Annotated in this window: 21 protein-coding genes; 6 read left to right on the top strand and 15 right to left on the bottom strand. The window is 38.9% G+C overall.

Going from position 1 to position 26,364, the window contains the following annotated elements; all coding sequences use genetic code 11:
* Positions 1 to 98 precede the first annotated feature (98 nt).
* The 3 genes from ACYSNQ_RS11330 to ACYSNQ_RS11320 are packed head-to-tail and all read left to right on the top strand — an operon-like array spanning position 99 to position 3,697.
* Positions 99 to 851 carry a DeoR/GlpR family DNA-binding transcription regulator gene (locus ACYSNQ_RS11330; RefSeq protein WP_426083393.1) on the top strand — a complete coding sequence of 251 codons (753 nt, stop codon included), beginning with the start codon at positions 99 to 101 and terminating at the stop codon, positions 849 to 851.
* Entirely contained in the window at positions 848 to 1,759 is a 912-nt protein-coding gene (pfkB, locus tag ACYSNQ_RS11325; protein ID WP_426083391.1) for a 1-phosphofructokinase, read from the top strand. The genes ACYSNQ_RS11330 and pfkB overlap by 4 nt, the downstream gene beginning before the upstream one ends.
* A 12-nt stretch (positions 1,760 to 1,771) precedes the next feature.
* A complete protein-coding gene (locus ACYSNQ_RS11320) occupies positions 1,772 to 3,697 on the top strand; it encodes a PTS fructose transporter subunit IIABC (protein ID WP_426083390.1) in 1,926 nt (641 codons plus the stop codon).
* A 440-nt stretch (positions 3,698 to 4,137) separates the two neighbouring features.
* On the opposite strand, the gene ACYSNQ_RS11315 is transcribed toward ACYSNQ_RS11320, so the two are convergent.
* From ACYSNQ_RS11315 to ACYSNQ_RS11265, 11 genes are all read right to left on the bottom strand, one after another.
* A complete protein-coding gene (locus tag ACYSNQ_RS11315; RefSeq protein WP_426083388.1) occupies positions 4,138 to 4,869 on the bottom strand; it encodes an ABC transporter permease in 732 nt (243 codons plus the stop codon).
* Entirely contained in the window at positions 4,862 to 5,788 is a 927-nt protein-coding gene (locus tag ACYSNQ_RS11310) for an ATP-binding cassette domain-containing protein (RefSeq protein ID WP_426083386.1), read from the bottom strand. Before ACYSNQ_RS11310 ends, ACYSNQ_RS11315 begins: the two co-directional genes overlap by 8 nt.
* Positions 5,789 to 5,849: 61 nt before the next feature.
* Positions 5,850 to 6,767: a sensor histidine kinase gene (locus tag ACYSNQ_RS11305; RefSeq protein WP_426083384.1), complete on the bottom strand. Its 918-nt coding sequence runs from the start codon at positions 6,765 to 6,767 to the stop codon at positions 5,850 to 5,852.
* A gap of 2 nt (positions 6,768 to 6,769) precedes the next feature.
* A complete protein-coding gene (locus ACYSNQ_RS11300; protein WP_426083382.1) occupies positions 6,770 to 7,462 on the bottom strand; it encodes a response regulator transcription factor in 693 nt (230 codons plus the stop codon).
* A 360-nt stretch (positions 7,463 to 7,822) separates the two neighbouring features.
* Positions 7,823 to 9,157, bottom strand: coding sequence for a hypothetical protein (locus tag ACYSNQ_RS11295; protein WP_426083380.1), 1,335 nt, complete (start codon positions 9,155 to 9,157; stop codon positions 7,823 to 7,825).
* Positions 9,158 to 9,431: 274 nt separating this feature from the next.
* On the bottom strand, positions 9,432 to 10,715 hold the full coding sequence (gene tig / locus ACYSNQ_RS11290) for a trigger factor (RefSeq protein ID WP_426083378.1): 1,284 nt from the start codon (positions 10,713 to 10,715) through the stop codon (positions 9,432 to 9,434).
* A gap of 149 nt (positions 10,716 to 10,864) precedes the next feature.
* The gene (locus ACYSNQ_RS11285; RefSeq protein WP_426083376.1) at positions 10,865 to 11,266 is read right to left on the bottom strand and encodes a DUF1398 family protein; all 402 of its coding nucleotides are present in this window, start codon (positions 11,264 to 11,266) and stop codon (positions 10,865 to 10,867) included.
* 264 nt (positions 11,267 to 11,530) lie between these two features.
* Positions 11,531 to 12,499: a DUF1002 domain-containing protein gene (locus ACYSNQ_RS11280; RefSeq protein ID WP_426083375.1), complete on the bottom strand. Its 969-nt coding sequence runs from the start codon at positions 12,497 to 12,499 to the stop codon at positions 11,531 to 11,533.
* A gap of 180 nt (positions 12,500 to 12,679) precedes the next feature.
* Positions 12,680 to 14,407, bottom strand: coding sequence for a phosphoenolpyruvate--protein phosphotransferase (gene ptsP / locus ACYSNQ_RS11275; protein WP_426083373.1), 1,728 nt, complete (start codon positions 14,405 to 14,407; stop codon positions 12,680 to 12,682).
* Positions 14,407 to 14,673: a phosphocarrier protein HPr gene (locus ACYSNQ_RS11270; RefSeq protein ID WP_086349025.1), complete on the bottom strand. Its 267-nt coding sequence runs from the start codon at positions 14,671 to 14,673 to the stop codon at positions 14,407 to 14,409. The genes ptsP and ACYSNQ_RS11270 overlap by 1 nt, the downstream gene beginning before the upstream one ends.
* 167 nt (positions 14,674 to 14,840) lie before the next feature.
* Entirely contained in the window at positions 14,841 to 15,023 is a 183-nt protein-coding gene (locus ACYSNQ_RS11265) for a hypothetical protein (protein WP_426083371.1), read from the bottom strand.
* A gap of 230 nt (positions 15,024 to 15,253) precedes the next feature.
* Here ACYSNQ_RS11265 and ACYSNQ_RS11260 point away from each other — a divergent pair, with 230 nt between their 5' ends.
* Both ACYSNQ_RS11260 and ACYSNQ_RS11255 read left to right on the top strand, forming a co-directional pair.
* On the top strand, positions 15,254 to 17,503 hold the full coding sequence (locus ACYSNQ_RS11260) for an ATP-dependent Clp protease ATP-binding subunit (RefSeq protein ID WP_426083369.1): 2,250 nt from the start codon (positions 15,254 to 15,256) through the stop codon (positions 17,501 to 17,503).
* A 263-nt stretch (positions 17,504 to 17,766) separates the two neighbouring features.
* On the top strand, positions 17,767 to 18,084 hold the full coding sequence (locus ACYSNQ_RS11255) for a DUF1827 family protein (protein WP_426083367.1): 318 nt from the start codon (positions 17,767 to 17,769) through the stop codon (positions 18,082 to 18,084).
* A gap of 55 nt (positions 18,085 to 18,139) precedes the next feature.
* Here ACYSNQ_RS11255 and ACYSNQ_RS11250 read toward each other — a convergent pair whose 3' ends face one another.
* On the bottom strand, positions 18,140 to 19,717 hold the full coding sequence (locus tag ACYSNQ_RS11250) for a peptide chain release factor 3 (protein ID WP_426083365.1): 1,578 nt from the start codon (positions 19,715 to 19,717) through the stop codon (positions 18,140 to 18,142).
* Between the two features lie 314 nt (positions 19,718 to 20,031).
* Between ACYSNQ_RS11250 and ACYSNQ_RS11245 the strand changes: the two genes are divergently transcribed.
* The gene (locus ACYSNQ_RS11245) at positions 20,032 to 21,498 is read left to right on the top strand and encodes a helix-turn-helix domain-containing protein (RefSeq protein WP_426083363.1); all 1,467 of its coding nucleotides are present in this window, start codon (positions 20,032 to 20,034) and stop codon (positions 21,496 to 21,498) included.
* Positions 21,499 to 21,660: 162 nt separating this feature from the next.
* On the opposite strand, the gene ACYSNQ_RS11240 is transcribed toward ACYSNQ_RS11245, so the two are convergent.
* From ACYSNQ_RS11240 to ACYSNQ_RS11230, 3 genes are all read right to left on the bottom strand, one after another.
* A complete protein-coding gene (locus tag ACYSNQ_RS11240; RefSeq protein WP_426083361.1) occupies positions 21,661 to 23,040 on the bottom strand; it encodes a hemolysin family protein in 1,380 nt (459 codons plus the stop codon).
* Between the two features lie 361 nt (positions 23,041 to 23,401).
* Positions 23,402 to 24,514, bottom strand: coding sequence for an AI-2E family transporter (locus tag ACYSNQ_RS11235; protein ID WP_426083491.1), 1,113 nt, complete (start codon positions 24,512 to 24,514; stop codon positions 23,402 to 23,404).
* A 284-nt stretch (positions 24,515 to 24,798) separates the two neighbouring features.
* Positions 24,799 to 26,097, bottom strand: a complete 1,299-nt coding sequence (locus ACYSNQ_RS11230) for a protein kinase family protein (RefSeq protein WP_426083359.1) — start codon at positions 26,095 to 26,097, stop codon at positions 24,799 to 24,801.
* Between the last annotated feature and the right edge of the window lie 267 nt (positions 26,098 to 26,364).

Genomic DNA, 26,364 nt, shown 5'->3' with positions numbered 1-26,364 from the left:
ATTTCTTCTCAAATGAATGTTTTTGAAATTAAATGAACGTTTTTGATTGATTTAGATAAAGCATCATGATATGATAGCAAATGAAAAGAGGGATGTAAATGCTTACAGAAGAGCGTCATCAAAAAATAATGGAGCTGCTGAACAAGCACTCAATCGTTAAATCCCAGGAACTTTCCTTAGTTTTAAACGCGTCAGAATCAACAATAAGACGAGATTTACAAGAACTGGAAGCCGCTGATTTATTGGAACGAATTCACGGAGGCGCCAAGCTTCGCTCAGATTTGGGTACTGAACAGACGATGAACGAAAAAACAATCAAAAACATTCAAGAAAAACAATTAATCGCTAAACTAGCTGCTGAAAAGGTAACGGATGGTGATGTTATCTATCTTGATGCTGGTTCAACTACCCTTGAAATGATTCCTTATCTAGCTGAAAAGAAAATTACAGCTGTGACCAACTCTGTACATCATGCAGCCAAGCTCATTGATTTAAATATCAACACAATCATCTTAGGTGGAACATTGAAGCTTTCAACTAAAGCAATTGTCGGTGCAACCAGCTTAGAGCAATTAAGACAGTTTCGTTTCAGCAAAGTATTTATGGGCATGAACGGCATCCATTCAGAGTTTGGCTTGACCACTCCTGATCCGGAAGAGGCCTCTGTAAAAAGACTAGCCATTCAGCATGGCGAGCAGGCATTTATCCTGGCAGATCATACCAAGCTGAATAAAGTTACTTTTACTAAGGTTGCAGACATCGAACAGGTCATTTTACTTGTAGATCACTGTCCGAAAGATTTATTACCTGAATTTCAAAAGAAAACGATTATCCAGGAGGTAGAAAAATGATTTATACCATAACTTTAAATCCTTCAATTGACTATATTGTCCATATAGATGAAGTCAATCTTGGAAAATTGAATCGAATGAAATCCGATTTGAAGCTTCCAGGTGGAAAAGGAATCAACGTTTCTAGAATTCTAAAAAGAATAGGAATTGAGTCTACTGCTCTGGGATTCATAGGCGGCTTCACAGGAAACTTCATCAACGACTGGCTCCACAAAGAAAAAGTAGCAACAGACTTTGTTTCTATTGCAGCGGATACCCGAATTAACATCAAGCTAAAATCCACTGTTGAAACCGAGATAAACGGAGCGGGACCAATCATCCTTGAAGCAGAAATGACACAGCTGAAAAACCAACTGTCCCACTTAACCGCTGAAGATGTTGTCATCCTATCCGGCAGTACGCCAGCTGCTCTTGAAAAAGGTTTTTACGGCGAATTAATTGCATTGATTAAGCAATGCAACGCTCAATTTGTTATTGATACAACTGGAGCGGATTTAAAAAATGCTCTTCCTCATAAACCACTATTGGTTAAACCTAATAATCATGAATTAGCTGAGCTATATCAGACATCCTTTCAAACGGTGGATGACATTCTACCTTACGGAAAATCCTTGCTAAAGACTGGTGCTCAGTATGCAATCGTTTCAATGGCTGGAGACGGGGCACTCTTATTTACTAATCAAGCTGTTTACCGCTCCAATATCTTAAAACGGCCTTTGAAAAACTCTGTTGGTGCCGGAGATTCGATGATTGCCGGCTTTGTAGGAAAATTTGTAGAAACCAATGATCCAGTTGAAGCATTTAAATGGAGTGTTGCCTCCGGCAGTGCCACAGCTTTCTCAGACGATTTGGCTTCTGGCGATTTTATAAATGAACTGCTGCATGAAGTAGAAATTGAACAATTATAAGGGGGAATTAATGTGAATATCAAAGATTTACTTGTCAAAGACGTAATGATTATGGACCTTCAAGCTACGGATAAGCAGGGAGCTATTAATGAGATGGTTGCAAAGATGTATGCAGGCGGTCGTATTTCAGATATCGAAACCTACAAACAAGGTATACTCGATCGTGAAGCCCAAACCTCTACCGGCTTAGGAGACGGCATTGCCATGCCCCATGCCAAAAACAAAGCAGTCAAAGAAGCTACTGTCCTTTTTGCAAAAAGTAGTGCCGGCGTGGATTACGAGGCTTTAGATGGACAACCGACCTATCTGTTCTTCATGATTGCTGCACCGGAAGGGGCAAACGATACTCATCTGCAGGCTCTTGCTGCATTATCAAGATTGCTTGTTAATCCTGAATTTGTAGCTCAGCTAAAAGAAACACAGACACCTGAAGAAGTTCAAAACCTGTTTCAGGAGGCTGAACAGCAAAAAGCAAAAGAAGAACAGCTGGAGTTGGAACAGGAACAAGCAGCAACGAACAGCAATCGGAAATTTATCGTTGCTGTTACGGCTTGTCCTACTGGAATTGCCCACACCTATATGGCAGAAGACGCTTTAAAGAAAATGGCGAAGGAAATGGGTGTCGATATCAAGGTAGAGACAAACGGTTCTGAAGGAATCAAACATCGACTAACCGCCGAAGACATTAAACGTGCAGAAGGTGTGATTGTTGCGGCTGATAAGAAAGTAGAAATGAATCGGTTTGATGGAAAAAAACTAGTCAATCGTCCAGTTAGCGATGGCATTCGGAAACCGCAGGAACTAATTGAAACAGCTCTTAATGGCAGCGCTCCGGTCTTTCACGGCCACGGATCAGACTCTTCCTCTGAAGACTCTGCAGCTGATGGTTCTATCGGTTCACGTATTTACAAAGATTTGATGAATGGAGTTTCTCATATGCTGCCATTTGTTATCGGCGGCGGAATTGCTATTGCCCTATCCTTCATGATTGACCAGTTTTTTGGCGTTCCTCAGGATCAGCTTTCTAGTTTGGGAAATTATAACGAAATAGCCAGTTGGTTCAATCAAATCGGTAGTGCTGCCTTTGGTTTTATGCTTCCTGTTTTGGCTGGTTTTATCGCATCAAGTATTGCAGATCGCCCCGGATTGATTGTCGGCTTTGCTGCTGGAGCGTTAGCAAATACTGGCGGTGCTGGGTTTCTAGGCGCTTTAATCGGCGGTTTCCTGGCCGGCTATATTATTATTGGTCTGAAAAAACTATTTAGCTATCTGCCAAAATCATTAGATGGGATTAAAGCAATTTTGTTCTACCCAGTATTTGGTTTGCTGATTACTGGTGGTGCCATGCTATTACTTAATATTCCAATGAAATTTATCAATGACAGCCTAAATAGTTTCCTACTGAGTCTTGACGGAACCAATGCTGCTTTACTGGGAGCTTTGTTGGCCGGCATGATGGCAATTGACCTAGGTGGTCCAATTAATAAAGCAGCTTATGTCTTTGGGACAGCCTCTATTGCAGCTTCTCTGACAGAAGGCGGCAGTGTCATCATGGCAGCTGTAATGGCTGGTGGCATGGTTCCTCCATTGGCAATCTTTATTGCTACTCTGCTATTTAAAAATAAGTTTACACAAGATCAAAAAGATGCCGGTTTGACAAATCTAGTTATGGGTCTATCCTTTGTTACAGAAGGAGCGATTCCTTTTGCTGCTGCTGACCCGCTGCGTGTCATCCCTGGTTTTGTTGCCGGCTCTGCACTAACTGGTGCTTTAGTTGGCGGAATGGGGATTCGTCTCTTAGCTCCTCACGGCGGAATCTTCGTTGCATTATTATTATCCAACCCCGTGATGTATTTACTCTTTATTGCGATTGGTGCAGCAGTATCAGCAGTAATCGTCGGTTTAATAAAAAAGCCTGTAGCTAAAACAGCGGTTTAATTACAAAATTTTGATAAAATTAGTGAATGAATGAACTGTCTAAAATAGAGGTTGTGACAGAAGTGTTCAGCTTCAAGCAATAAGGCGGAAATTCCGAAAATTGTTCCACAAATTTTTGCGAATTTCCGCCTTATTGTCGAAGAAGTTACTTCTGAAACACCGTTTATCCGGATTTAAGGGACTGAGGCATACTAATGTCACAGCCCCTATTTTAATAAGTATCGTTAAAAGGAAAAAACTAAAGAAAAACCTTGAAGAACGCAGCTTTAAGTAAAGAAAAGTAGCGTAGAGATAAAACAGCGATGATCTTTTCTTTTTAGAAAAGAGAAAACATAGTTTCATCTATCTTCGTTTTTTTTCCGAAAAGGAAAGAACTATCCTTTTCTATGAGGGGTGTCTGCTTATCAGCATTTTCCTCTCTCATCCCAAATCCTCCCTACTCATAAATCCTGCCTTTTAAATGTCCAAATAGCCAGCAGACAGCCTAAAAGTCCTGATATCACAATTGAAGCCAGACACACATACCAGTAAATACTTCCGTCGTCTATCAATTGTAAGATACTGACAGCTGACCAAGGAACTACACTTCCTAATGGAAGCATCTCCAGAGATATTTGTGATCCAGCTACCTGAAGTCCGGTAAACAGTAAGGTGAACAGAATCGCTGGATAAAAAAGTGTTCTTTGTTTGACAGCTATCCACAATACCGGCATGAAAGCTACAAAACTAAAAGTCCCAGTTTTTACAAGACCTGTCCAAACTAAAGATATGCCTTGACTAACTATACTTGAGTCATAGAATAAAAAGCTGCCGATTATGGTAATTAAAACGGTTGATGCCAGCGTCAAAAGATACCAGATAGCCCAAACAATAAGCTTCGCTGCAATAAAATAACTACGCTTCACTGGAGCAGTCAAATTATTAATCACTGTCTTTTCTTCATATTCTTTTTGAATCAGCTGAGTGATGACGAGTCCGCTTATCACTGGAAAAATCATGTAGAGGAACATCGAAATGCCTTGCATCCATTCTTGATATGAAAAGAGGGTTTCATCTATCAACAGGCTTTTCAATATAAACAGTACAGGAACTGCACAAACAATCAGAAACCCAATACCTATCATTCTATTTTTCTTAACCTTTCGCAGTTCAGCAGCTAGTACATTATCCACTAATACCACCTCCTGTAAGCAGCTTAAAATGATCTTCTAAATTACTGATTTTCTGCTCCAGATGGGTGATACCTATCCCATTATCAATCAACGCTTTCCCAATAAAAGAAATAGAGACTTTTTTATCATATATTTTGATAAAACCAGATTCTTCAACAGTATATTTCTCGATGCCAAGCTCGTTTTCCAACTGATAAACAGTCCTCTTTATATCTTCTGTCTTTAGCAAGATATACTCTACTGCCCGTTCTTCTAACTCAGCAACTGAGCATTCTTCCAGTAAAACACCGTTATGAACAATCCCTATATCGTCCGCAAGCAAAGTAATTTCTGAAAGAATATGACTGGAGATAATAATAGTTTTGCCCTGTTCTCGGCTCAAGTCTTTTAAAAAGACGCGCATCTCAGCAATTCCAATTGGATCAAGTCCATTGGTCGGTTCATCAAGAATCAAAAGCTCTGGGTCATTCAGTATAGCATTAGCAATTCCTAACCGCTGCTTCATCCCCATAGAATACGCTGAAAAGGGTTTTTGGTCCTCGAAAGGCAGTCCCACCACTGTCAATGCCTGTTCTACTGCAGATTTGCTAATCGTTCCACGAAGCCGGGCAAATATTTTCAGATTCTCTGTGCCTGTTAGATGTGCGTAAAAGCAAGGCGTCTCAATGATTGAACCAACTCTTGGATACAGTTTTTCTTCATTCTGTTTAAGTGGCTGGTTAAACAACCAGATATCCCCCGATGAAACAGCCGTCAAGCCTAGAATCATTTTCATTATTGTTGTTTTTCCTGCACCGTTCCTTCCTATGAGACCATAAATTCTACCTTTTTTCACAGACATGTCAATACCGCCTATAACTACCTGATCTCCATATTTTTTGGTAAGACGACTTGTTGATAGTACAAGAGGTTTTTCCATATTGTTTTTCCTCCCTTCAATCAAATCATAGCAAACACACCTTGTTAAAACCTTGCTGAAATCATGACTTAATCATACTTTTTGAAAATACGATACTAAAGGTCGTCCCTGTCCCCTGCTCACTCTCGACAGAAAGCTGCCCAGCTAATTTATAAACAAGCTCCTGCGCAATTGAAAGTCCCAAGCCGTTACTATGAACGGAGCGGGCATTATCGCATTTATATAATCTTTGAAAAATATGCGGCAGTTCTTCTGCCGCTATACCTACTCCATTATCTGATATTTTTATTACAACTGAATCGGAACGATTGCCGATTGATAGAGACAAGCAGCTTGCTTCGCTGTGATGAAGGATGTTGGAAAAAATATTGCTCAAAATCCGATGATATGCTGTCTTGTCTGTCCATATGAAAATGGGCTCTTCAGGAATGTCAAACTGCAGCTGCAGTCCTCCAGCCTCAAAATCTGCCAGCCAATCCGCTACTACCTGTCTGGTGTATTCACTCAAATTTTCCTTTTCAAACGTGTAAACCTCTTCGCCAGATTCCAACTTGGACCATTCAAACAGTGTCTCTACATACTTGCTTAAATGTATCGCCTTATTTTTAGCAGTTTCAAAAAGCTGCTGCTGTTCATGTGAAAGAGGTTCACTGCTTAAAACATCCAAATAAGCCATTAATGAAGTCAACGGTGTCCGAATATCATGAGATAGACCTGTAACCAGCTTTTTATAAGCTGCTTCCGCTTTGTCTAGTTCTACCGCCCGTATCTTAGCTTGAATAACAACTTCGTTGATTTTATAAACGACTTCACTCGTTATATCCCCTTCACAAGCGTATAATCTGCGGTCAAGATTACCAGCTGCCACATCATCCAGTGTTTCAGAAATAGCCGCTAGCTGTTTCTTCGTTTTTCCAGCTGCCAGGTACTGAAGCACGATAATTGCGCACAAGCCAATCAACATAGTATATAAAATCATCCTTATACCTCCGGGTTAAATCTGTAGCCAATACCATGCACCGTTTCAATATAATCAAGCTGAAGCTGTTCATTTCTAATTTTCTTCCTCAGTTTACTAATGAACGACATAATATTGCTGTCGTCGTAAGCATAAGTCCCCTTCCACACATAGGTATAGATTTGTTCTTTTGTGTAAACCCGTCCCTGTTCAGAGGCGAGAAAATAGAGCAGCTCGAACTCTTTTGCAGTGAGCCGCAGCAGAGAATCATTCAGCTTGGCCTGCCGCTTAGAATAATCTAGTATAAGACCAGGAAAATGCAGCTGTTCTCCTTCATCCGGCTGACTGAAAACTGTATACCTGCGAATCATCGACTGAACTCTGGCAATCAGCTCGTTAAGCAGAAAAGGCTTCGTTAAATAATCATCAGCCCCCATGCGTAGTCCAGATACCTTATCTATCTCGGAATCCCTTGCTGTAAGCATCAAAACTGGAACTGTACTGGTTTTTCTAATCTCTGTCAACAGTTCAAAACCACTTTTATCCGGCAGCATTACGTCCAGTAAAACTAGAGAAAAACGACCTTTACGAAACGCAGTCAAACCTTCTTGACCAGCATAACTAACGACTGCATGGTAGCCTTCCAGCTGTAGCTGCCTTTTCAAGAGCTGACAAAGTTCTTTATCATCGTCTACTATCAAAATGTTCTTTGTCATCAAATCCTCTTCTTCCTGTTTTAAATTATCAAGTTTTTAACATTCTTGCCATATTTGCAAGTTTTAGCAACCAGCCTCATTCATAATAATCGATAAAAATGCTGCTTTACAAAATTTTCTCAGACAAGCTCACTTTTATTATATAAAGTCTGCTTAGTAAACTCAAATTGACCTTAGCCAAATCACGAAACCAACTTGGGAAACCTCCCAAATAAAATACTCATAATATAAATAAATAAAAAAATAAGAGTTTGGGATAATAACAAATTCCCAAACCCTTAGTCTGCCTAAATCCAAATAAACGGTCTATTTCTTAAAATAAAGCACTTTTATCCTAGCCTTTTATCTCTAATCATGCAATTATTCTTCTCTGTGTACAAGACTTAACTCATCCGGATCTAACTGATCTGCGCTTAAAAACGCTACTCTCAGATGATTTTCTGCTTTTTTCAAATCAAAATACACAGCTTCTTCTTTCTGATTCATATTACTGATATTCGCATCAAACAATCTATGCTGAAGCTCATCCAACGGAAGCTCTTTAAGTGCATCATCCGGCAAGTAAAAGCGTAAAACTGCTAAGTAAGATTCATATTTCTCATCTACTACCTTGATTTCCAGATATTGTCTTATGTAGAATTCATACGCTGAAACGCCTCTATCTAGAGCCAATTCAGGATTAACTACACGATAATTCATCATTTTCTTACCAGGATGATCAATCCAAGGGAAGTATGCCTGAACATTTAAAATCCCCTTTGTTCGATTTTCTGAATAAAGATTCCGCAGGTAATCGCTGCTGCGTGTTACAAAAAAAGTAGCCTTCTTCTTTTCAACAGGCTGGAGCTGATCGTTCTGATATTGAACAGTCTGAACAACCTGGTCAATAAAAGCAAATTCAATAACCGGTGCCTTCAGGATTCCTACGCCGTTATTCCAAACCAGCTGATCCACGCCAATCTGTTCTCTATAGAATTGCTGAAAATCTTGATTGACCTCTGCATCCCATTTGAACGGATTGATAAACAATGAGATTTTCACTACATCGTTTTTCAATTCTTCAATCGTCTGGACACGTTGTACTTCCTGAAAAATTTGTTTGGGAATAATCTGATAATACAAGCTGGAGTAATACATTTTCCAACAAGAAGTCAGACAAAGACCTTTAAAAAATATATCATAGCCGGCTAGCTGATTGCAGTCAACAACCACTTCTTTGTTATTGTTGTATCTTTTCGGCAGCTGCCTAAGCTCGTCTGCAGTCTCAAAATCACGTTTATCCGGACGTTCTACATTATTGTAAAGATACTCATCCAAAGAGCGTACATACCCGTAAATACCACATTTTTCCATTCTAGTGTCACAATAGTTCTCTATCATTCCTTGATACTTTGAGAATACCTCAGCATCAAGAATATTTCGCTCCATGATAGATAAACCGGAAACATGTATTTGAAATTCTCCACCATCTGCGTGGAGCTTCAGCCAGAGATTATCCTTTTCTGTCAATTGTTCAAATCGATCCTTGATTGCGAATAAATCAAACGGCTGTGTATCATCATCGTCTATCCGATAGTATTGGGGATCTGTCAGAATTCTTATAAAACTTAGCCAGTCTTTCAACAGCTCTGTTAATTCTTCAGAAGAGCTGCTTCTCAATTGAGCCATCATGTACATTTTTCCAGTTTTTTTCATTCTATCCCCTCCTTCATCATTAGTTAGTAAATTATCGATAGCAATCTCTATCAGACAGTGACTATCTCATTGGTTTTGTTTAGTCTATCAATCTGTTTCAAAAAAGTACTATAACAAATAATTAAATGTGCCGAAACAACTTGTACAAGCAAAACTACATAATTAAACTATAGCATACGGTTATCGATTATGCTATTTATGCTGACTTGTATGAATGAAACAAAAAATGAGACCGGACGAAGCCCGACCTCATTTTCAATTCAGCATACCTGGTTTATTTTTCAGTCGCTGTTTCAGTTACTACTTCAACAGCCTTCTTCATGCGGATATCATGTTTCAGCATATCTTCAGTCAGCACACGGCGAACTTGATCTTCCGGCATATTGTATTGTTCAGCCAAATCTTTGATTTCAGCTTCAATATCTGCTTCAGATACTTCAATAGCTTCTGCATCTGCAATTGCTTCAATCACAAGATTGGTTTTTGTACGAGTTTCCGCTTCCCCTTCAAACTGCTTATGCAGGTCTGCTTCAGTTGTACCAGTTAACTGGTAGTACATATCAGGAGCGATTCCTTGACGCTGCATGTTGTTTAGGAATTCATCCATCGAACGGTGAACTTCATCGTGCACCATCACATGTGGTAAATCAACGATTTCAGCATTTTCAACGGCTAAACGAATAGCTGCTTCATCTTTCGCTTCTTCAGCAGCTGCTACTTTAGCATCAGTCAGCTCTGTACGGTATTTTTCTTTCAACTCAGCTAATGTTTCAATTGAATCATCTACATCTTTTGCAAAATCATCATCCAGTTCAGGTAATTCTTTTGCTTTCACTTCATGGATTTTAACATTGAATACAGCATCTTGACCAGCTAAATCTTCAGCTTGGTAATCTTCTGGGAAAGTAACCTTTACTTCTGTTTCTTCACCGGCTTTTTTACCTACCAGCTGTGCTTCAAAGCCAGGAATAAATGAGTTTGAACCCAACTCAAGAGCGTAATTTTCACCTTTTCCGCCTTCAAATGCTTCACCATCTTTGAAGCCTTCAAAGTCAATAACTACAGTATCGCCGTCTACAGCTGCTTCATCTTCTTTAATAACCAGTTCAGCTAAAGATTCCTGTTCACGCTTCAAACGTGCATCAACATCTTCCTCTGTTACTTCACGGTCTTGTTTTTCAACTGTCAGATTTTTGTATTCACCAAGTTTTACTTCTGGTTTTACAGTTACTTCTGCAGTGATAACCCAGTCTTCACCTTTATTCATGCTTTCAACGTCAATTTTAGGTTGAGAAACTGGTTCGATAGCTGCTTCTTTTACCGCTGCTTCATATGACTCTGGTAAAACAGCATTCAATGCATCTTCGTACAATGCTTCTTCACCATACATACGGTTAAATACTTGACGAGATACTTTCCCTTTACGGAAACCTGGAACATTCAGGTTTTTCTTTACTTTGTTAAAAGCTTGTACTAAGCCTTTTTCGATTGTTTGGCTATCGATTGAAAAAGTTAACACACCATCATTCGTGCCCTTTTTTTCCCATTTCGCAGACATTAAATTCCCTCCGAATAACATTATTTATACATCATATTTGCTTTATGCATACCTTTAAATAGTACACTATCACTGGATAAATGTAAATATTTTAGATGATATCCATCAGAAGAATTTCTGTTTTTTTATGATTCAAGACAATTCTTCAATTATTGTTCAGTAATCAGCGGAATCGGCTCAGCTAGTATCTCATTTTTTTTAACATCCCGATAAGAAACTACCATCTGCTCTAAATCAGTTATCCAATAACTAATCCCCGCTTTTCCGGCGAGCTGACAGAAGCCCTCAAAATCAATCATACCTGCCTGAGCCTTTGTCACAGCTGCCTTTATGCCTGAAGCTGAAGGCTGTTCTGCAACAGTTTTAGCAACACCGTTCATTCGCAAATCAATAGTTGAATTTTCATCATAGTAGCGGTAGACTCCTTCTTCTACAAAGTAATCATATCGCTTGACCCCTAGATTCTTAAAGCGCTGAATCAACAAAGCAAAACCTCCTGCATTTTCCTCTTGATTCACAGCATTTTCAATATCTTGATAATTCAATGTCATTGCTACTCCTCCGATGCTTTTCATCCTATTGAAGCATATTTTGATTTTGTCAGCAATTATTCCGTATTAAAACCAATTATCCAGCTGCCGTTTTATCCGAAAAAAAGAGTCCGGGACATAAACAAAATCCCAGACTTTTGACATCCCTAAAACCGAATAAACGGTATTCCAAAAGCAGCTTTCTCGGAGCTGAACACTTTTGTAACAACCTCTGCAGCCATATATCTACTTTGTTCTTCACTTCATTGAGCTTAATTAGGCTTGCTATTCCCCGCCAGTAATAGCGTTCCAAATCCCAGTAAAGAAGCTCTTAATATGCTCCCACACACCTTTTGATTTCTCTTGGAGCTGTTCCTTAGCTTTGGTTAAGTCCAGTTCTCCTACGAAATCCTCAAAAATATTCTTGTCTTTCATGTCGCTCATTAAGGTAGTCAACTCAGTTACCTGATCTGAGGTCATCACATCTTCTATTCCTTGACTCTTCAAAGCCTTTTCTACAGCTTCCTGGATATCTTTTTGAGTTAACGTCTGACCATCGGCTGTTTTAGCTGCCAATTCCGTTTTGGCTTGTTCCTGTGCAGCATTTAACGCTTCATCTGTATAGCCGTCCTTTTCTTTATTTTCTTCAGTGATTTTAGAGAGTACGTCCATTTCGTCCTGAGCGACCTCTACACGGTCTCTGTTGATTATTCCGCCTGATTCTTCAACAATCTTATAGACGCCGGCTAACGCGCCGGAACCGTCGATTGGCACGGCCGAAGCAACTGTCAGTTTCGCATCAGAAATTCCTGCTGTTAAAGCGGCATTTTGATACTGTGCAGCAGTAATTCTAGTGATATTCTCAGGTGTGGCAATATCCACAGTAATCCCCGAGCCCTTCTGCTCCGTCTCCATACGCACAGAACTATAAACAGCCCATTCCGCATTGAATCCCCCATCGGGAATAAAGCTCATCAAATCCTGACCATTAGTTGTATAGATTGGGGTTTCTCCTTTTATACCAAGCTTCTCCAGTGTGTAGTCCTGCTGTTCCTTTGTCAGAGCATTTCCCAATGCAACAGCATTAATCTGCAGCGCTTCTTCAGAGCTGCTGGAGGTCTCAGTCGTACTTGAGCTCTCTGTTGCTGCTCCAGTACTTTCTTCTGTTGCTAAAGCCGTTTTTCCGTTATATAAACCGACAGATAATAAAAGCATCGCCAAAGCGATTGCACTGATTTTTTGTTTACGTTTCATAGTAGTCCTCCTAAAAATTTTACTGGCTTTCACTATACAGCAAGAAGATTAGTTATTTGTTAAGAATAAATCATTTTAATAAAATTTTATTGTGTTGAATCTTAAAAATCGCTCTAATTGAATACAAAAAATCATTACCTAGTCAGAGTGAATCTGTCTAGGTAATGATTTAAATATGACTTATTTTGTGTATTCTTCAACCAATTCAACGACTTCTTCCATAGTATCACACTCGTTAAGAGCACGATCCGCTAGTTCAGCCATCTTAGTAGTATCCAAACGTTTCATCAAACTGCGAGTTTTCAGGATTGATGTTGCGCTCATAGAGAATTCATCCAGTCCCATACCAACTAATAGAGGTACAGCTGTTTGATCTCCTGCCATCTCTCCACACATACCAGCCCATTTTCCTTCAGCGTGTGCTGCATCAATAACGTTTTTAATCAAACGTAGAATTGATGGGTTATATGGTTGGTACAAGTAAGAAACTCGTTCATTCATACGGTCAGCAGCCATTGTATACTGAATCAAATCATTTGTTCCAACACTGAAGAAGTCAACTTCTTTAGCAAATTTGTCAGCAATCACTGCTGCTGCAGGAATCTCAATCATGATACCAACTTGAATCGTATCAGAAACTGTGCTTCCTTCACTTACTAATTTTTGTTTTTCTTCATCAAAGATTTTTTTCGCTGCTCTGAATTCTTTCAGAGTAGCAACCATTGGGAACATGATTCGCAGATTACCATGAACTGAAGCACGAAGCAACGCACGCATTTGTGTACGGAACATATCGTCTCCTTGTTCAGATAAGCTGATACGCAATGCACGGTAACCTAAGAATGGATTCATTTCATGAGGCAGCTGCAGGTAAGGAAGCTCTTTGTCTCCGCCGATATCCATCGTACGAACAACAACTGGCTTGCCATCCATGCCTTCAAGAACAGCTTTATATGCTTCGTACTGATCCTCCTCTGTTGGGAAATCAGGTGAATCCATATACAAGAATTCTGTACGGTATAAACCAATCGCTTCACCGCCATTATTATGAACACCTTCTAAATCTTTTGGTGTACCAATGTTGGCAGCTAACTCAAAATGTTTGCCGTCAGCAGTTTCTGTTTTTGCATTTTTCAGCTTTTCCCACTCGGCTTTCAGGTCAGCGTATGCTTTCCCTTTAGCTTCAAAGTCAGCCTTTTCTGCATCTGTAGGATCTAAAATCACATCTCCATCAATACCGTTAACAGCTAAAATGTCGCCGGCTTTAACTTTAGCAGTGATTTCCATTGTTCCCACGATTGCAGGGATTTCCAGTGAACGAGCCATAATCGCTGAATGCGATGTACGTCCGCCAATGTCGGTAACAAAGGCTTTTACATACGTTCTATCCAACTGAGCTGTATCACTTGGAGTTAAGTCATGAGCAACGACGATTACTTCTTCGTTGATCATTGAAGGGTTTGGTAAAGTTACCCCTAGTAAATGTGCTAAAACACGTTTTGCTACGTCGCGGATATCAGCAGCACGTTCCTGCATGTACGCATTATCGTCCATTGCTTCGAACATACCGATATACATATCAGTAACTTCTTTCAAACCGGCTTCAGCATTTACTTTGTTATCTTGAATATTTTGTTTGATCTGTCCGATCATTTCCGGATCAGCCAAAACCATTAAGTGTGCATCAAAAACCTGTGCTTCTTCTTCACCAAGACTTTGTGCTGCCTTTTCTCTGATAGCCTGAAGTTCTACTGTAGATTTTGCTAATGCATCATCTAAACGAGCTTCTTCAGCTGCAGTATCTTCTACAGAAGTTTTGCTGAAAGAAAGGTCTGGTTGTACAAGAAGATAGGCTTTAGCAATTGCAACACCATCACTTGCGGCAATTCCCTTAAGCATCTCAGACATTATTCAGACAATCCTTCTTTTTTCATTGTTTCAACGATTGCAGCAATTGCGTCCGCTTCGTCAACACCGTCTACAGTGATAGTTACGTCAGAGCCTTGGCCTACACCAAGAGACATAACTCCCATGATTGACTTAAGGTTAACTGATTTACCTTTGTACTCTAAGTTAATATCAGAGTTAAATTTGCTTGCAGTTTGTACTAGTAATGTAGCTGGACGTGCGTGAATCCCTGTTTCTGCTACAACGTGAAAGTCTTTCTTTTCCATATGAATCGGTCTCCTTCGTAAGTAAAATATTTTTTTATGTTAGGGTTTTCTTAACAACACAAAAGCGCCTTTGGAACAACCCTTTCAATTTTTAAGATTACCATTTTTTTGATATTGTTACAACTGTTTTCAACGATTTTTTAAGGAATCACGTAAACCTTTTCAAACTATTTAACGAATCGGTAAATAATTTCTCCGTTCAGCCCAGCTTCCCCGATAATTTTAGTCCGATCAGGAAGAACTTTCCAGGCCTCTCTGAATAGATTGAAATCGTTTCTCTCAACGACTATTTCGCTGATTTCCCCCTCTTTCAGCTGCTGAATTCGTTCCTCAAACGGGTTTTCGAACATAGGAAATTTCCACCTCCCTTTTTGAAATCTCTATTATTTTAAATGAAAGCCGCTGATTTGTCTAAACTTGAGATTCTAGCAAGGTTTATTACTTATACATAACGAGTTGAAATACTTGATTCTTCAATAAAACATGCTATAATAATCTCAAAGGTCAATAAAGGTCAGTTGTTTTTTTGACCTTTTATTTGACTGATTTCTTTTAAAAGTGAAAGGACGTGTTTTAGTAGATGATTTGTCAAAACTGTAAGCAAAATGAAGCTACGATTCACTTATATGCAAATGTCAATGGTCAAAGGAAACAGCTGGACTATTGCCAAAGCTGCTATCAAAAATTAAAAGCACAAGCAAATAATACTTCCCCTACGATGTCTCAGGACCCGTTTGGCTTTGGAAGCTTAGATGATTTATACCGCTCTCTTTCTCAGCAAATGCAGCAGGGAGACCGCTTAGGTCAGCAGACGCCGCCAACACAATTTGGCGATGGCAACGGCTTTAACGGACAACCGCCGCGAGGAGGAGGACAAGCTTCCGGCTTACTAGGCGAGTATGGCATCAATATAACTGAAGCTGCCAGAAAAGGCGACATCGACCCCGTAGTCGGACGTGATGACGAAATCAAACGTGTAATTGAAATCCTAAACAGAAGAACCAAAAATAACCCTGTTTTGATTGGTGAGCCTGGTGTTGGTAAAACTGCAGTTGTAGAAGGACTAGCCCAAAAAATAATCGATGGCGATGTTCCTCAAAAGCTGCTTGAAAAAGAAGTGATTCGCTTAGATGTTGCTTCTCTTGTTCAAGGAACAGGTATCAGAGGTCAGTTTGAAGAAAGAATGCAAAAATTGATTGAGGAAATCAAACAAGCGGAAAATGTTATCCTGTTTATTGATGAAGTTCATGAATTAGTTGGTGCCGGAGCAGCTGGTGATGGAAATATGGATGCAGGAAATATCCTGAAGCCGGCACTTGCTAGAGGTGAGCTGCAGATGGTCGGAGCTACTACATTAACCGAATATCGGATTATTGAAAAAGATGCCGCATTAGAACGTAGAATGCAGCCAGTTCGTGTAGACGAGCCTTCAGTAGAGGAAACTATTGCAATTTTGCAAGGACTTCAAAAGCGCTATGAAGATTATCATCATGTGAAATACACTGATGAAGCGATTAAGGCTGCTGCTTATCTTTCCAACCGTTACATTCAAGATCGTTTTCTACCTGATAAAGCAATTGACTTGCTTGATGAGTCTGGTTCAAAAATGAACCTAACAATTCAGATTGCTGATCCAAAAACCATTGAGCGGAAATTAGCGGAAGCAGAACAGCAAAAACAACAAGCCTCTGCCGAAGAAGATTTTGAAAAAGCTGCTTACTACCGTGATCAGATTAACAAGCTGCAGGTTATGAAGGAAAAACAAGTCAGCGATGATGAAATGCCGGTTATCACAGAAAAAGTTATTGAAGCGATTGTTGAGCAGCGGACAGGAATTCCAGTCGGCGAGCTGAAAGAAAAAGAGCAAACACAGCTGAAAAATCTGTCTGATGATTTGAAAGCAAATGTAATCGGGCAAGATGCGGCTGTTGATAAAGTAGCGAAAGCGATTCGTAGAAATCGGGTAGGCTTAGGCAAAAAGAACCGTCCAATTGGCTCCTTCCTTTTTGTTGGACCAACTGGTGTGGGTAAAACTGAGCTGGCTAAACAGTTAGCCTTTGAATTATTCGGTTCAGAAGATACGATGGTCCGCTTTGACATGAGTGAATACATGGAGAAACACAGTGTATCAAAACTGATTGGTTCTCCTCCAGGTTATGTCGGCTATGATGAAGCCGGTCAGCTGACTGAAAAAGTCCGTCGGAATCCTTACAGTCTGATTCTATTGGATGAAATTGAAAAAGCCCATCCGGATGTTCTGCATATGTTCTTACAGATTTTGGATGATGGCCGTTTGACAGATGCTCAGGGACGAACAGTCAGTTTCAAGGATACTATCATCATTATGACTAGTAATGCCGGAAGCGGAAAAATTGAAGCTAATGTCGGTTTTGGTGCTGCCCGTGAAGGCGTAACCCGCTCTATTCTTGGTCAGCTGAATAATTTCTTTACACCAGAATTTTTAAACAGATTTGACGGCATTGTAGAATTCAGTGCATTGAGCAAAGAAGACCTGTTGAAAATTGTCACATTAATGCTGAACGAAGTGAACCAGCTATTGGCTCCGCAAAAGCTTCATATTGAGGTGCCAATCGAGGTGAAGGAAAAACTCGTTGACCTTGGCTATGATCCTGCAATGGGTGCTAGACCATTAAGACGGACCATTCAGGAACAAATAGAAGATGGTATCGCAGAGTACTATTTGGACCATCCCGAAGATACAGCTCTAGCAGCTGAATTAACAGATGAAGACAAGATTATTGTGACAACACAAAAGTCTGCTGCTGAAGAACTTAAAGCAGATGATGCTGTCGATACAAAAACTGAGTAAATAAAGAATAACAGCTCCGTTTATTAGAAAAGAATATACTAAGCCCCAACCTGTCCATAAACAAGACTGATTGGGGTTTTTTTACAAATTAAAGGAAATGGATAAAAAAACAAAAAAATAAACCAATTTTTTATACCTGACCCAAGTTTTATGGTAAAATTTAAGCATAATTCTTTTTATTTGAAAAAAAGCCATTTATAATTAACGTGCGTTATAGTTTACATATTTCGAAGAAAAATAGGAAAGAAATAGAGGTGAGATGTATGAAATTAGTTAATGTTACCAACAGTCACAGAAACTTGGTAAATAAGCAGCTGGAAAATACAGACGCTCAATTTGTCAAAGTATATTCCGCAGGGAATACTACAGTAGTCTACTCTGAAGCAGAAAGCCATGTAGAGATTCTAATTTTGAACCAAAAGCGGGCAATTAGAAAAGCCGAGGCCAACGAAATCTTGAAATTCTTTTTGAAACGCTTGCCGAAAGAATTGGTTCAAAATGATAAGATAGAAGTTATTGAACTGAAGGGCATCACAGAAATTTCAATTCCTTTAGCCGGTGCTTTAATCAGAAGCTCCTGAAATGAACTAAAACAAAAAAGCATCCAGCAGCTCAACAGCTGCCGGATGTTTTTGCTTATAATAGACTACTTAACTCGACCTCTGGATATTTGTCCGCAAACCAACGCATAGCAAACTGATTTTCAAATAAGAACAGCGGCTGATCAAAACGGTCCTTGGCCAGAATATTCCGACTTGAGCTCATGCGTTCATCCAAATCTTCTGGTTTAATCCACCGGGCGATTTTCGATCCCATTGGTGTCATTATCACCTCAGAATTGTATTCATTCATCATTCGATGCTGGAAAACCTCAAACTGCAGTTGTCCGACTGCCCCGATGATATATTCTTCTGTCAGATATGTCTTGTATAACTGAATAGCTCCTTCTTGAACAAGCTGATACATGCCTTTATGAAATGATTTTTGCTTCATGACATTTTTTGCTGTAACCTTCATAAACAGCTCTGGCGTAAATGACGGCAGTTCTTCGTACTTAACCTTTAGCTTACCTTCGTAAAGACTGTCTCCAATCTGGTAATTCCCAGTGTCATAGACCCCAATGATGTCTCCAGCAACCGCTTCTTCAACGTTTTCTCTGGCATCTGCCATAAACTGAGTCACATTGCTAAGCTTAATTTTTTTACTGGTTCTTTCAAGAGTAACATCCATTCCCCGTTCAAACGTACCTGAGCAAATACGTACAAAAGCAATCCGATCCCGATGGGCCGGATTCATATTCGCCTGAATTTTAAAAACAAAACCAGAGAATTCTTCTTCATAAGGACTGACTTCTTCCCCATCCTCTGTTCGATGTGCATAGGGTGCAGGCGCAAACTGCAAAAATGTTTCCAGGAAAGTCTGAACACCAAAATTTGTTAAGGCTGATCCAAAGAAAACCGGCGTTTGATTTCCCTGAGCGATTTTTCCTTCATCAAATGCATCCCCTGCTTCCAAAAGCAGTTCCACATCTTCTAATGCCTGATGATATAGATTATTTTCATTCAATGGGTGATTATCAGGAATTTCACCGTCTTTTAGCGGGATAAATTTGTCTTGCCCATGTGCTTCTGAACGGTACAGCTCTACCCGTTCATTATAGATATCATACAGTCCTTCTAGACCTTTACCCATGCCAATCGGCCAGTTCATCGGGTAAGATTCAATCTCCAAAACTTCTTCAAGCTCTTCCAGCAAATCAAGAGGTTCACGTCCATCTCTATCCAGCTTATTAATAAATGTAAAAATCGGAATTCCTCTTTTTTTTACAACCTGAAACAGCTTCTTGGTCTGTGCCTCAATCCCTTTCGCACTATCAATAACCATCACTGCACTATCCACTGCCATCAATGTCCGGTAAGTATCTTCAGAGAAGTCCTCATGGCCAGGTGTATCCAAAATATTTACTCTTTTTCCATCATAATCAAACTGCATAACAGAGCTTGTTACAGAAATTCCCCGCTGCTTTTCAATTTCCATCCAGTCTGATTTCGCAAAATTCCCAGTTTTCTTTCCTTTAACTGTTCCTGCTTGACGAATCGCTCCGCCAAAGAGCAGCAGCTGCTCTGTAATTGTCGTTTTTCCGGCATCCGGATGGGAAATAATCGCAAACGTACGGCGGCTATCCACCTGCTCTTCTAAATTTGGATTGTTCATATACATTTTAACTCCATTCTTCTTCAAAAATTGTCTATGTTTTCTGTTTTTCAGCAGTAATAATTATGATTTACATCGCGTTTCTCCTATAAATAAATTTCAACTAGTGTAGTATATCATGGAACAGGGCATAATTTCAAAATTATAAAAAACTTATTTTGTGAAGCAATTTCTTTCAAAATAATATATAATCGTTATATCACATAGTTGTTTTAGACATGTTACTTGTATGGGGAGTAGTTATTTGACAACACAAAGCCAATCGAATTGTCAGAATTATTTTTGGAATAACACAATACAAGGAGGGACTTTTCATGTTTGAAGAGCTAATTCTGGAAGATATAACGAAAAGGAAGCTGACCTTGTTTAATCTTCTGGCAAAGCTGCCGGATGATTATTACAGTATTAATTTCCTTGAAAGCAATCTGGATTATTCTTATAGCCGGGTCTCGTATCTTCTAGAACTAATTCAACAAGATCTTGATGATCTTACACAGACCTCTGCCGAGTTTATCACTGATCAGGGGATTCACTATGATCGTTCAGTTTCTTACGATCAGTATTACCAGTATTTAATAACACAAAGTATTCCATATTTACTCATTCTATCCGTTGTCTACTATCCTAAAGACAATTTGGATGATTTCTGCAGGAAAAATTTTTTGAGTAAAGCCTCAGTCATCAGAAAGGCGAAACCGCTTAATGACTACTTTAAGCAGTTCAATATTAAACTAAACATTTCTCAGTTAAAGCTGACTGGAGAAGAGCGGCTGATTCGCATTGTTTTGTATGCGCTAATTTGGTTTACCTCTCAAAGTATGAATCTGCCGAATACCGATATCCGCTTGGATTATGAAAAAATTCGAAATAATATAAGCTCATGCTTTCCAAAACACCACAGCTATTCCGGCACTATCCAAATTAAATTAATGCTGGACATCATTTATTTGCGGATTACTAATGGCTATTTCCTAACGGAAAAAACAAAAATCTCTTCTTACGTTCCCACAGATGTCGAACTAGGAAAGGACTTTCTAGAACCAATTGTTACAGATGCAAAAGTCCTTGAAGCAGAATCACAGTTTTCAGCACTATTACTTGTAATCACACCAAATTATTATGATGAGGAGGATATACGTTTTAGGTTTCTGGAAAATTATCTTAAGCGGGAAAATAATCAGGCTGCTACATTGCTGAATGAGTTCTGGGACTATTTATCCGATGTTTACGGATTCACTCAAAAAAAACATAAAATTCTTTATGGTAATGTGGCAAATATCATCTTCCCAATTGCTGTCTTAAAAAAATCAATGCCGGGAATTCTCACACTAAATAAGAGCTCCAGTCTGCTGCAGAATAAATATTTTCTTGATCTGCATAAATCATTTAAAGCTTTTTTCAGAAAAATAGCCAAAAGAAAACATTTTAGCTGGCTTAATGAGCAAGTCAAACCCTTATCAATCACTCTTGCACTGCTCTTATTCCCGTCATGGGAAACAATGACGAAAAATAAAGTTATAAAAATTGGTTTGATTGCTGAGTCCAATTATTTACTAACACAGCAGCTGATTAATTTTCTTGATGAACTGGTATTTGTTGAACTAGATGCATTGAACGATAATTGTACGGATTTTGATTTAATTATCGCCACATCTTCTTATCTTTTGCCGCCAAACTGTTCACTGCCAGCTTTTGTTTTTAGATACTCTCTTGATAATCAAAAGCAATTTACTGAGCTGTATCAAACATTAAAAGAAGTCCAGCAAACAAAAAATGAATGAACAAAGTAATCTTTTTTGTTGAAGAAGCTATAGTCCTTAATCGGTGACATCTATTGGCGCAACAGTTTATTTCACACATGTCTTGCAACATTTTATTTCTATGCTCGTTGACTACATAAGAAAAGAGAGCCACAATTGCTGGCTCTCTCTTTTTATGCCTATTTATCTTCTTGGCTCATCGTCTTCTACATCTTTTCGGAAAAGACGGCGCCCTTCTTCCGGTTCTTCATCTACCACTTCTTCATCATGGAAAATCACCCGCAGAATCAATATTCTTGCACCTTCCATTTCTTCAGAAATAAGCGTGATATTTCCAATGTCAAAAGAAAGCTTCTCGCCTTCATCAGGAATTGTTCCAAGAGCAGTAATCAGATAACCAGCCATCGTGTCTACATCACTCATGTGAAGATCTGTATCAAAGGCTTCATTAAACTCATCAATCAGCATCCGTCCCTGAACCAGATATTCGTGGTCGTTGACTTTAGAATAGAGATTTTCAATCTCATCGGATTCATCATCGATTTCTCCAACAATTTCTTCCAGCAAATCTTCCAATGTTGCTAGACCCACAACGCCACCATACTCATCCAATAAGATAGCCATTTGATTTTGTGTTCGCTTCAATTCATACAGTAGATCATCAATAAAAATAGTTTCCGGGACAAATAATGGCTCCTGCACAATATCTAATAAATCAAGATGATCAAACCCCTGGCTGTGAGCAGCCTTTAAAAGATTCTTTGTGTGAAGGACACCAACAATTTTATCTTTATCATCATTATAAACAGGTATTCTGGAGTAATTCTCTGAAAGAATAAGGTTGATGTTGTCAGTTACGCTGTCTTCAATGTTAATCATAAACGCATCTGTTCGGGGAACCATTACTTCACGGGCTACTTTTGTATCCAATGAGAAAACTCCCTGCAGCATTTCCAACTCATCATTTTCCAAGACGCCCTCTGTTTCAAGCATATAGCGCATCTCGTCCCTTGTCATTTTAGAATCTCCATCATCAAATTTCATTGGTGTCAGTCGTGAAATTAAATCTGTAGAAGCAGAAAGCAGCCAAACAAATGGCCGGGCAATCATTCCCAGAAAACGAACGGGTCCAGAAGTAAACTTCGCTACTTCTTCCGACTTATTCATGGCAATTCGTTTCGGATACAATTCACCAAATACAATCGATACATAGGTCAGTAAAGCTAAAACAATGATGCTCGCCAGATTTTTAGCAAAGGCACCACCACCTAGAATTGGTGCTAGTTTGGTTGCTAAGTTATCTGCTAGAGAGGCCCCTGATAAAATGTTTACCAGTGTAATCCCTACCTGAATTGTTGAAAGAAAATTATTGGGATCTTCCAAAATTTTCAACAGCTTCTTAGCCTTTGTATCTCCTTCTTCTGATTTTTGTTCCAAGCGGTTCTTATTTACAGAAACCGCTGCAATTTCAGCCGCCGCTAGAAATGCATTGATTAATGTTAGTACGACAAGCAATAAAATTTGTGCGATAAGCGACTGACTCTCGGGGTCAGCATTGTTCATAATTGTGTTCTCTCCTTCTTCTTCATGGTCCGATGTCCCTTATCTCTACACTGCTAAAGCAGCTAGAATAACGGCTCTCCTTCTTCTTCGTGGTCCGATGTCCTCTATCTCTATACTGCTAAAGCAGCTAGAATAGCGGCTCTCCTTCTTCCTGGTCCGCTGCTTGTTAATCCTAGGTTGTGAAATCAACCGGAATACCAAACTTCTTCCAATCATAAGGGCTTACTTTCTTATCACTATTTCCGAGGTCGTTTATGTCCAACTCACTGAAAATACCAACCCTGGAAAAGATGATAAAAAACGTGACTACTTTTCCCAGTAGTCACGATAAAAGCGTATCATAAGTGGACAATTATTTCAATCATTGTCCACTGTTTTTCGTCTCATTTGAATTCTCCAAAACTAAGGCTGTCCGCTCTTCTGTTTTGCTCTTTCGAACCATTTCTATGACATACAGAACAATTGTCCGGCAAATCGCATAAAAAGGTACCCCTAGAAAAATTCCTAATAAACCTGCGATATTTCCAGCAACAAGTAAAATCAAAATAATTGTTAGTGGATGAATCTTCAATGTTTTCCCGATTACATTAGGATAAATAATGTTTCCATCCAGCTGCTGTACAATTAAAACCACCACACAGCATAGCAACGCCTTGAATGGTTCATCAAAAACGGTTACTAAAACTGCTGGTGCCAAGCCAAGATAGGGTCCCAAATATGGAATAAGGTTGGTCAATCCAGCGATAACACCGAAAAGGAAGGCATAGCGTACACCAATTAATGAATAGCCGATAATTGTAAATGTGCCGACGAATAAACACTCAATTGCCTGTCCGCTAATGTAATTCGATAAGGTTTTATCCAGCTTATCCAGCAGTGTAACAATATCCGCTTTACGTTTTTCCGGCATAAAGCGTTGAATTCCCGGAACCAGCCGGTCTCCATCCTTTAACATATAGAACAGAATAAACGGTGCTGTAACAATCACAATTGTTGTTGAAGCAACCGTAGACACTAATGAGCCCAAACTGCTTGACAGCCCGCTCAGAAACTGCTGAATGATATTGCCATATGAAATATCCAGCTGATCAACATAGCTTGTTAAATCTAAATCTTTAAAAATTGGTAGCTCAGCCATTTGGTATACCCATGTTTCGATATTTTTGAACACGGTAGGCATACTGGCTGCCAAACTAGCCAGCTGATTTGCTAAGCTTGGTATCACACTAACTAAAATTAGAATTAATGAAGCTATCAATAATATGAAAACCAGCATAATAGCATAAATTCTTTTGAGTTTCAGTTTGGTCAGCAGTTTAACTAACGGGTTCAAAATATAATAAAGAAAACCTGCAACTAAAACTGGTGCAAACAGCGTTGAGAAAAACGTCCCGATTGGCTCAAACAGAAAATTTATCTTTGTGGAAACAAAAATCAACGTTGCTAAAACCAATAGCTCAACAGACCAGAACATCAATTTTGACTCCTTTAATTTATCAAACAATACATTCCCTCCCTACAATAAAGCTTGTTTTTAGATTTTAGCATATCTTTTATTCCTAAGGATAGCAATATCATTTTGACTATGTTATAAAATACTGAATAATTACTCCAATTATTCCTATGTATGGCTATTGTCTTACTTGTTTATTATCTACACTTGATGCAGAAATATCTATTTTCACTTTTCAAAATAAAAGAGCACTACAAGACCACTGCTTCACTAGCCTTGTAATGCTCTACTAATTTAATTAGATATTAGATATCTGCTCTGTAGTAGTAATTAATAACAATGTCGTTTCCATCTTTTACAACTACAAAATCTTCTTTATCAGCGCCTTTGTACTCATATTCTGTAAATGACAAATCAATTTGCAAGTCATCCACTTTCAGTAAGCTACCAACTTCGATCATATGAATTTTTTCTTCATACAATGGATACTCATTACCTTCGTAGTTATTTACATAGTGACGAGTAATAACTGGAACCATAAAGTAGCTGTCTACGCCAGAGAAAAGAACTTCATGCATGCCATTTTTCTTCAGCTGTGTTACTTCATCTTTTCTGACAGATTTATCAACACGTACCCCTCTGATTGTTCCATCTTTAAATGGATTTTCAACATTACCCAGTAATCCATTATTACCATAAAATACGCTTTCCGGATTAGATGACCAAGAGTAATTTGCCATGTTGCTCATATTACGGGCAACTGTCTTATAGTTTTTAACTAGGTTTAGCGGGTCGTCATCTGTAACTACAAAACCAGGGTTTTTGTATTCTTCACGTACTACAGCACCTGAATATGCTCTTAGCATTTCCTTATCGGCATGTAATGCAGACAATGAACTGTTAATATCATATGAAACTCCTGTAATAGAACTTCCAGCACCATCCGCCTGAATATGCGCAATGATTGAACGGGCACCAGAAACTTTTCCTTCACCGTATACTGTAGCGCCTTTGCAAGAATAAATATCACGGTATGCCCAGATACCAGTACCATTAGAACTAATCCCTCTCAAAACAGAACTGTAGTAAGGTTTGATATCATTTTCACAATAAATACCGTACTCAGCTCCCTCTGCTTCCACAGAACCGCCTTCCATTTGAATCTCGTTATGAACACGTAGTCCAATTTTAGACCCTTCTGTTGTTACTTTACCAACACCGTATTTTGTTGTTTTAAAAGCTTTAAAATGATTTCCCACATTAATTCCGACATCGCCATTTGTTTCAACGTTTATTTCACCTTTACCAACAAACTCTAATGACTTTTTAGCATTAATGGAATTGATTGTCACTGGTACAGAATTGTTAAGCGTAACTTTGATTGACTTTGAACTATAAATTGCTGAATCCTCATTTAAAATGAACTCACCTAATTTGTTCGTCAAAACATTCGTTCCATCGCTCTTTGTTGTAATCTTTGTATCGTAGCCCTTCAAGTCTGTACTAGACGTCAAAACTGATGCAGCCTCTCCTTCAACAGCGCCCAATAAACTAAATCCTAAAACTGCTGCAGAAAACATCACTGTCTTTGTCCAAGTTTTCATTTTTCCTAAGCCCTCTTTTCTTTCTTTATTTGTTTTTTATTTGATTGGTCACTACTAATGATACCACCTTTATTTTTTTCTTTTTATCAACTTTTTCATGTAGAATCTTAAAAAAATGATAGAAGGTGTAAACTCTATAAAAAACAGATATCAAACAGATAATATCTACACTTTCAATCTTTATTTTATGGACAAAAGAGCATTTAAAATTATTATTTTCACTTGTTCTATATCGTTAAAATCTTAATATATATACTTTCCAAAATT

Source organism: Enterococcus sp. LJL51, from assembly GCF_054871795.1.
The sequence above is the reverse complement of the archived record's forward strand: the minus strand, read 5'-3'. Positions and strand labels throughout refer to the sequence as shown.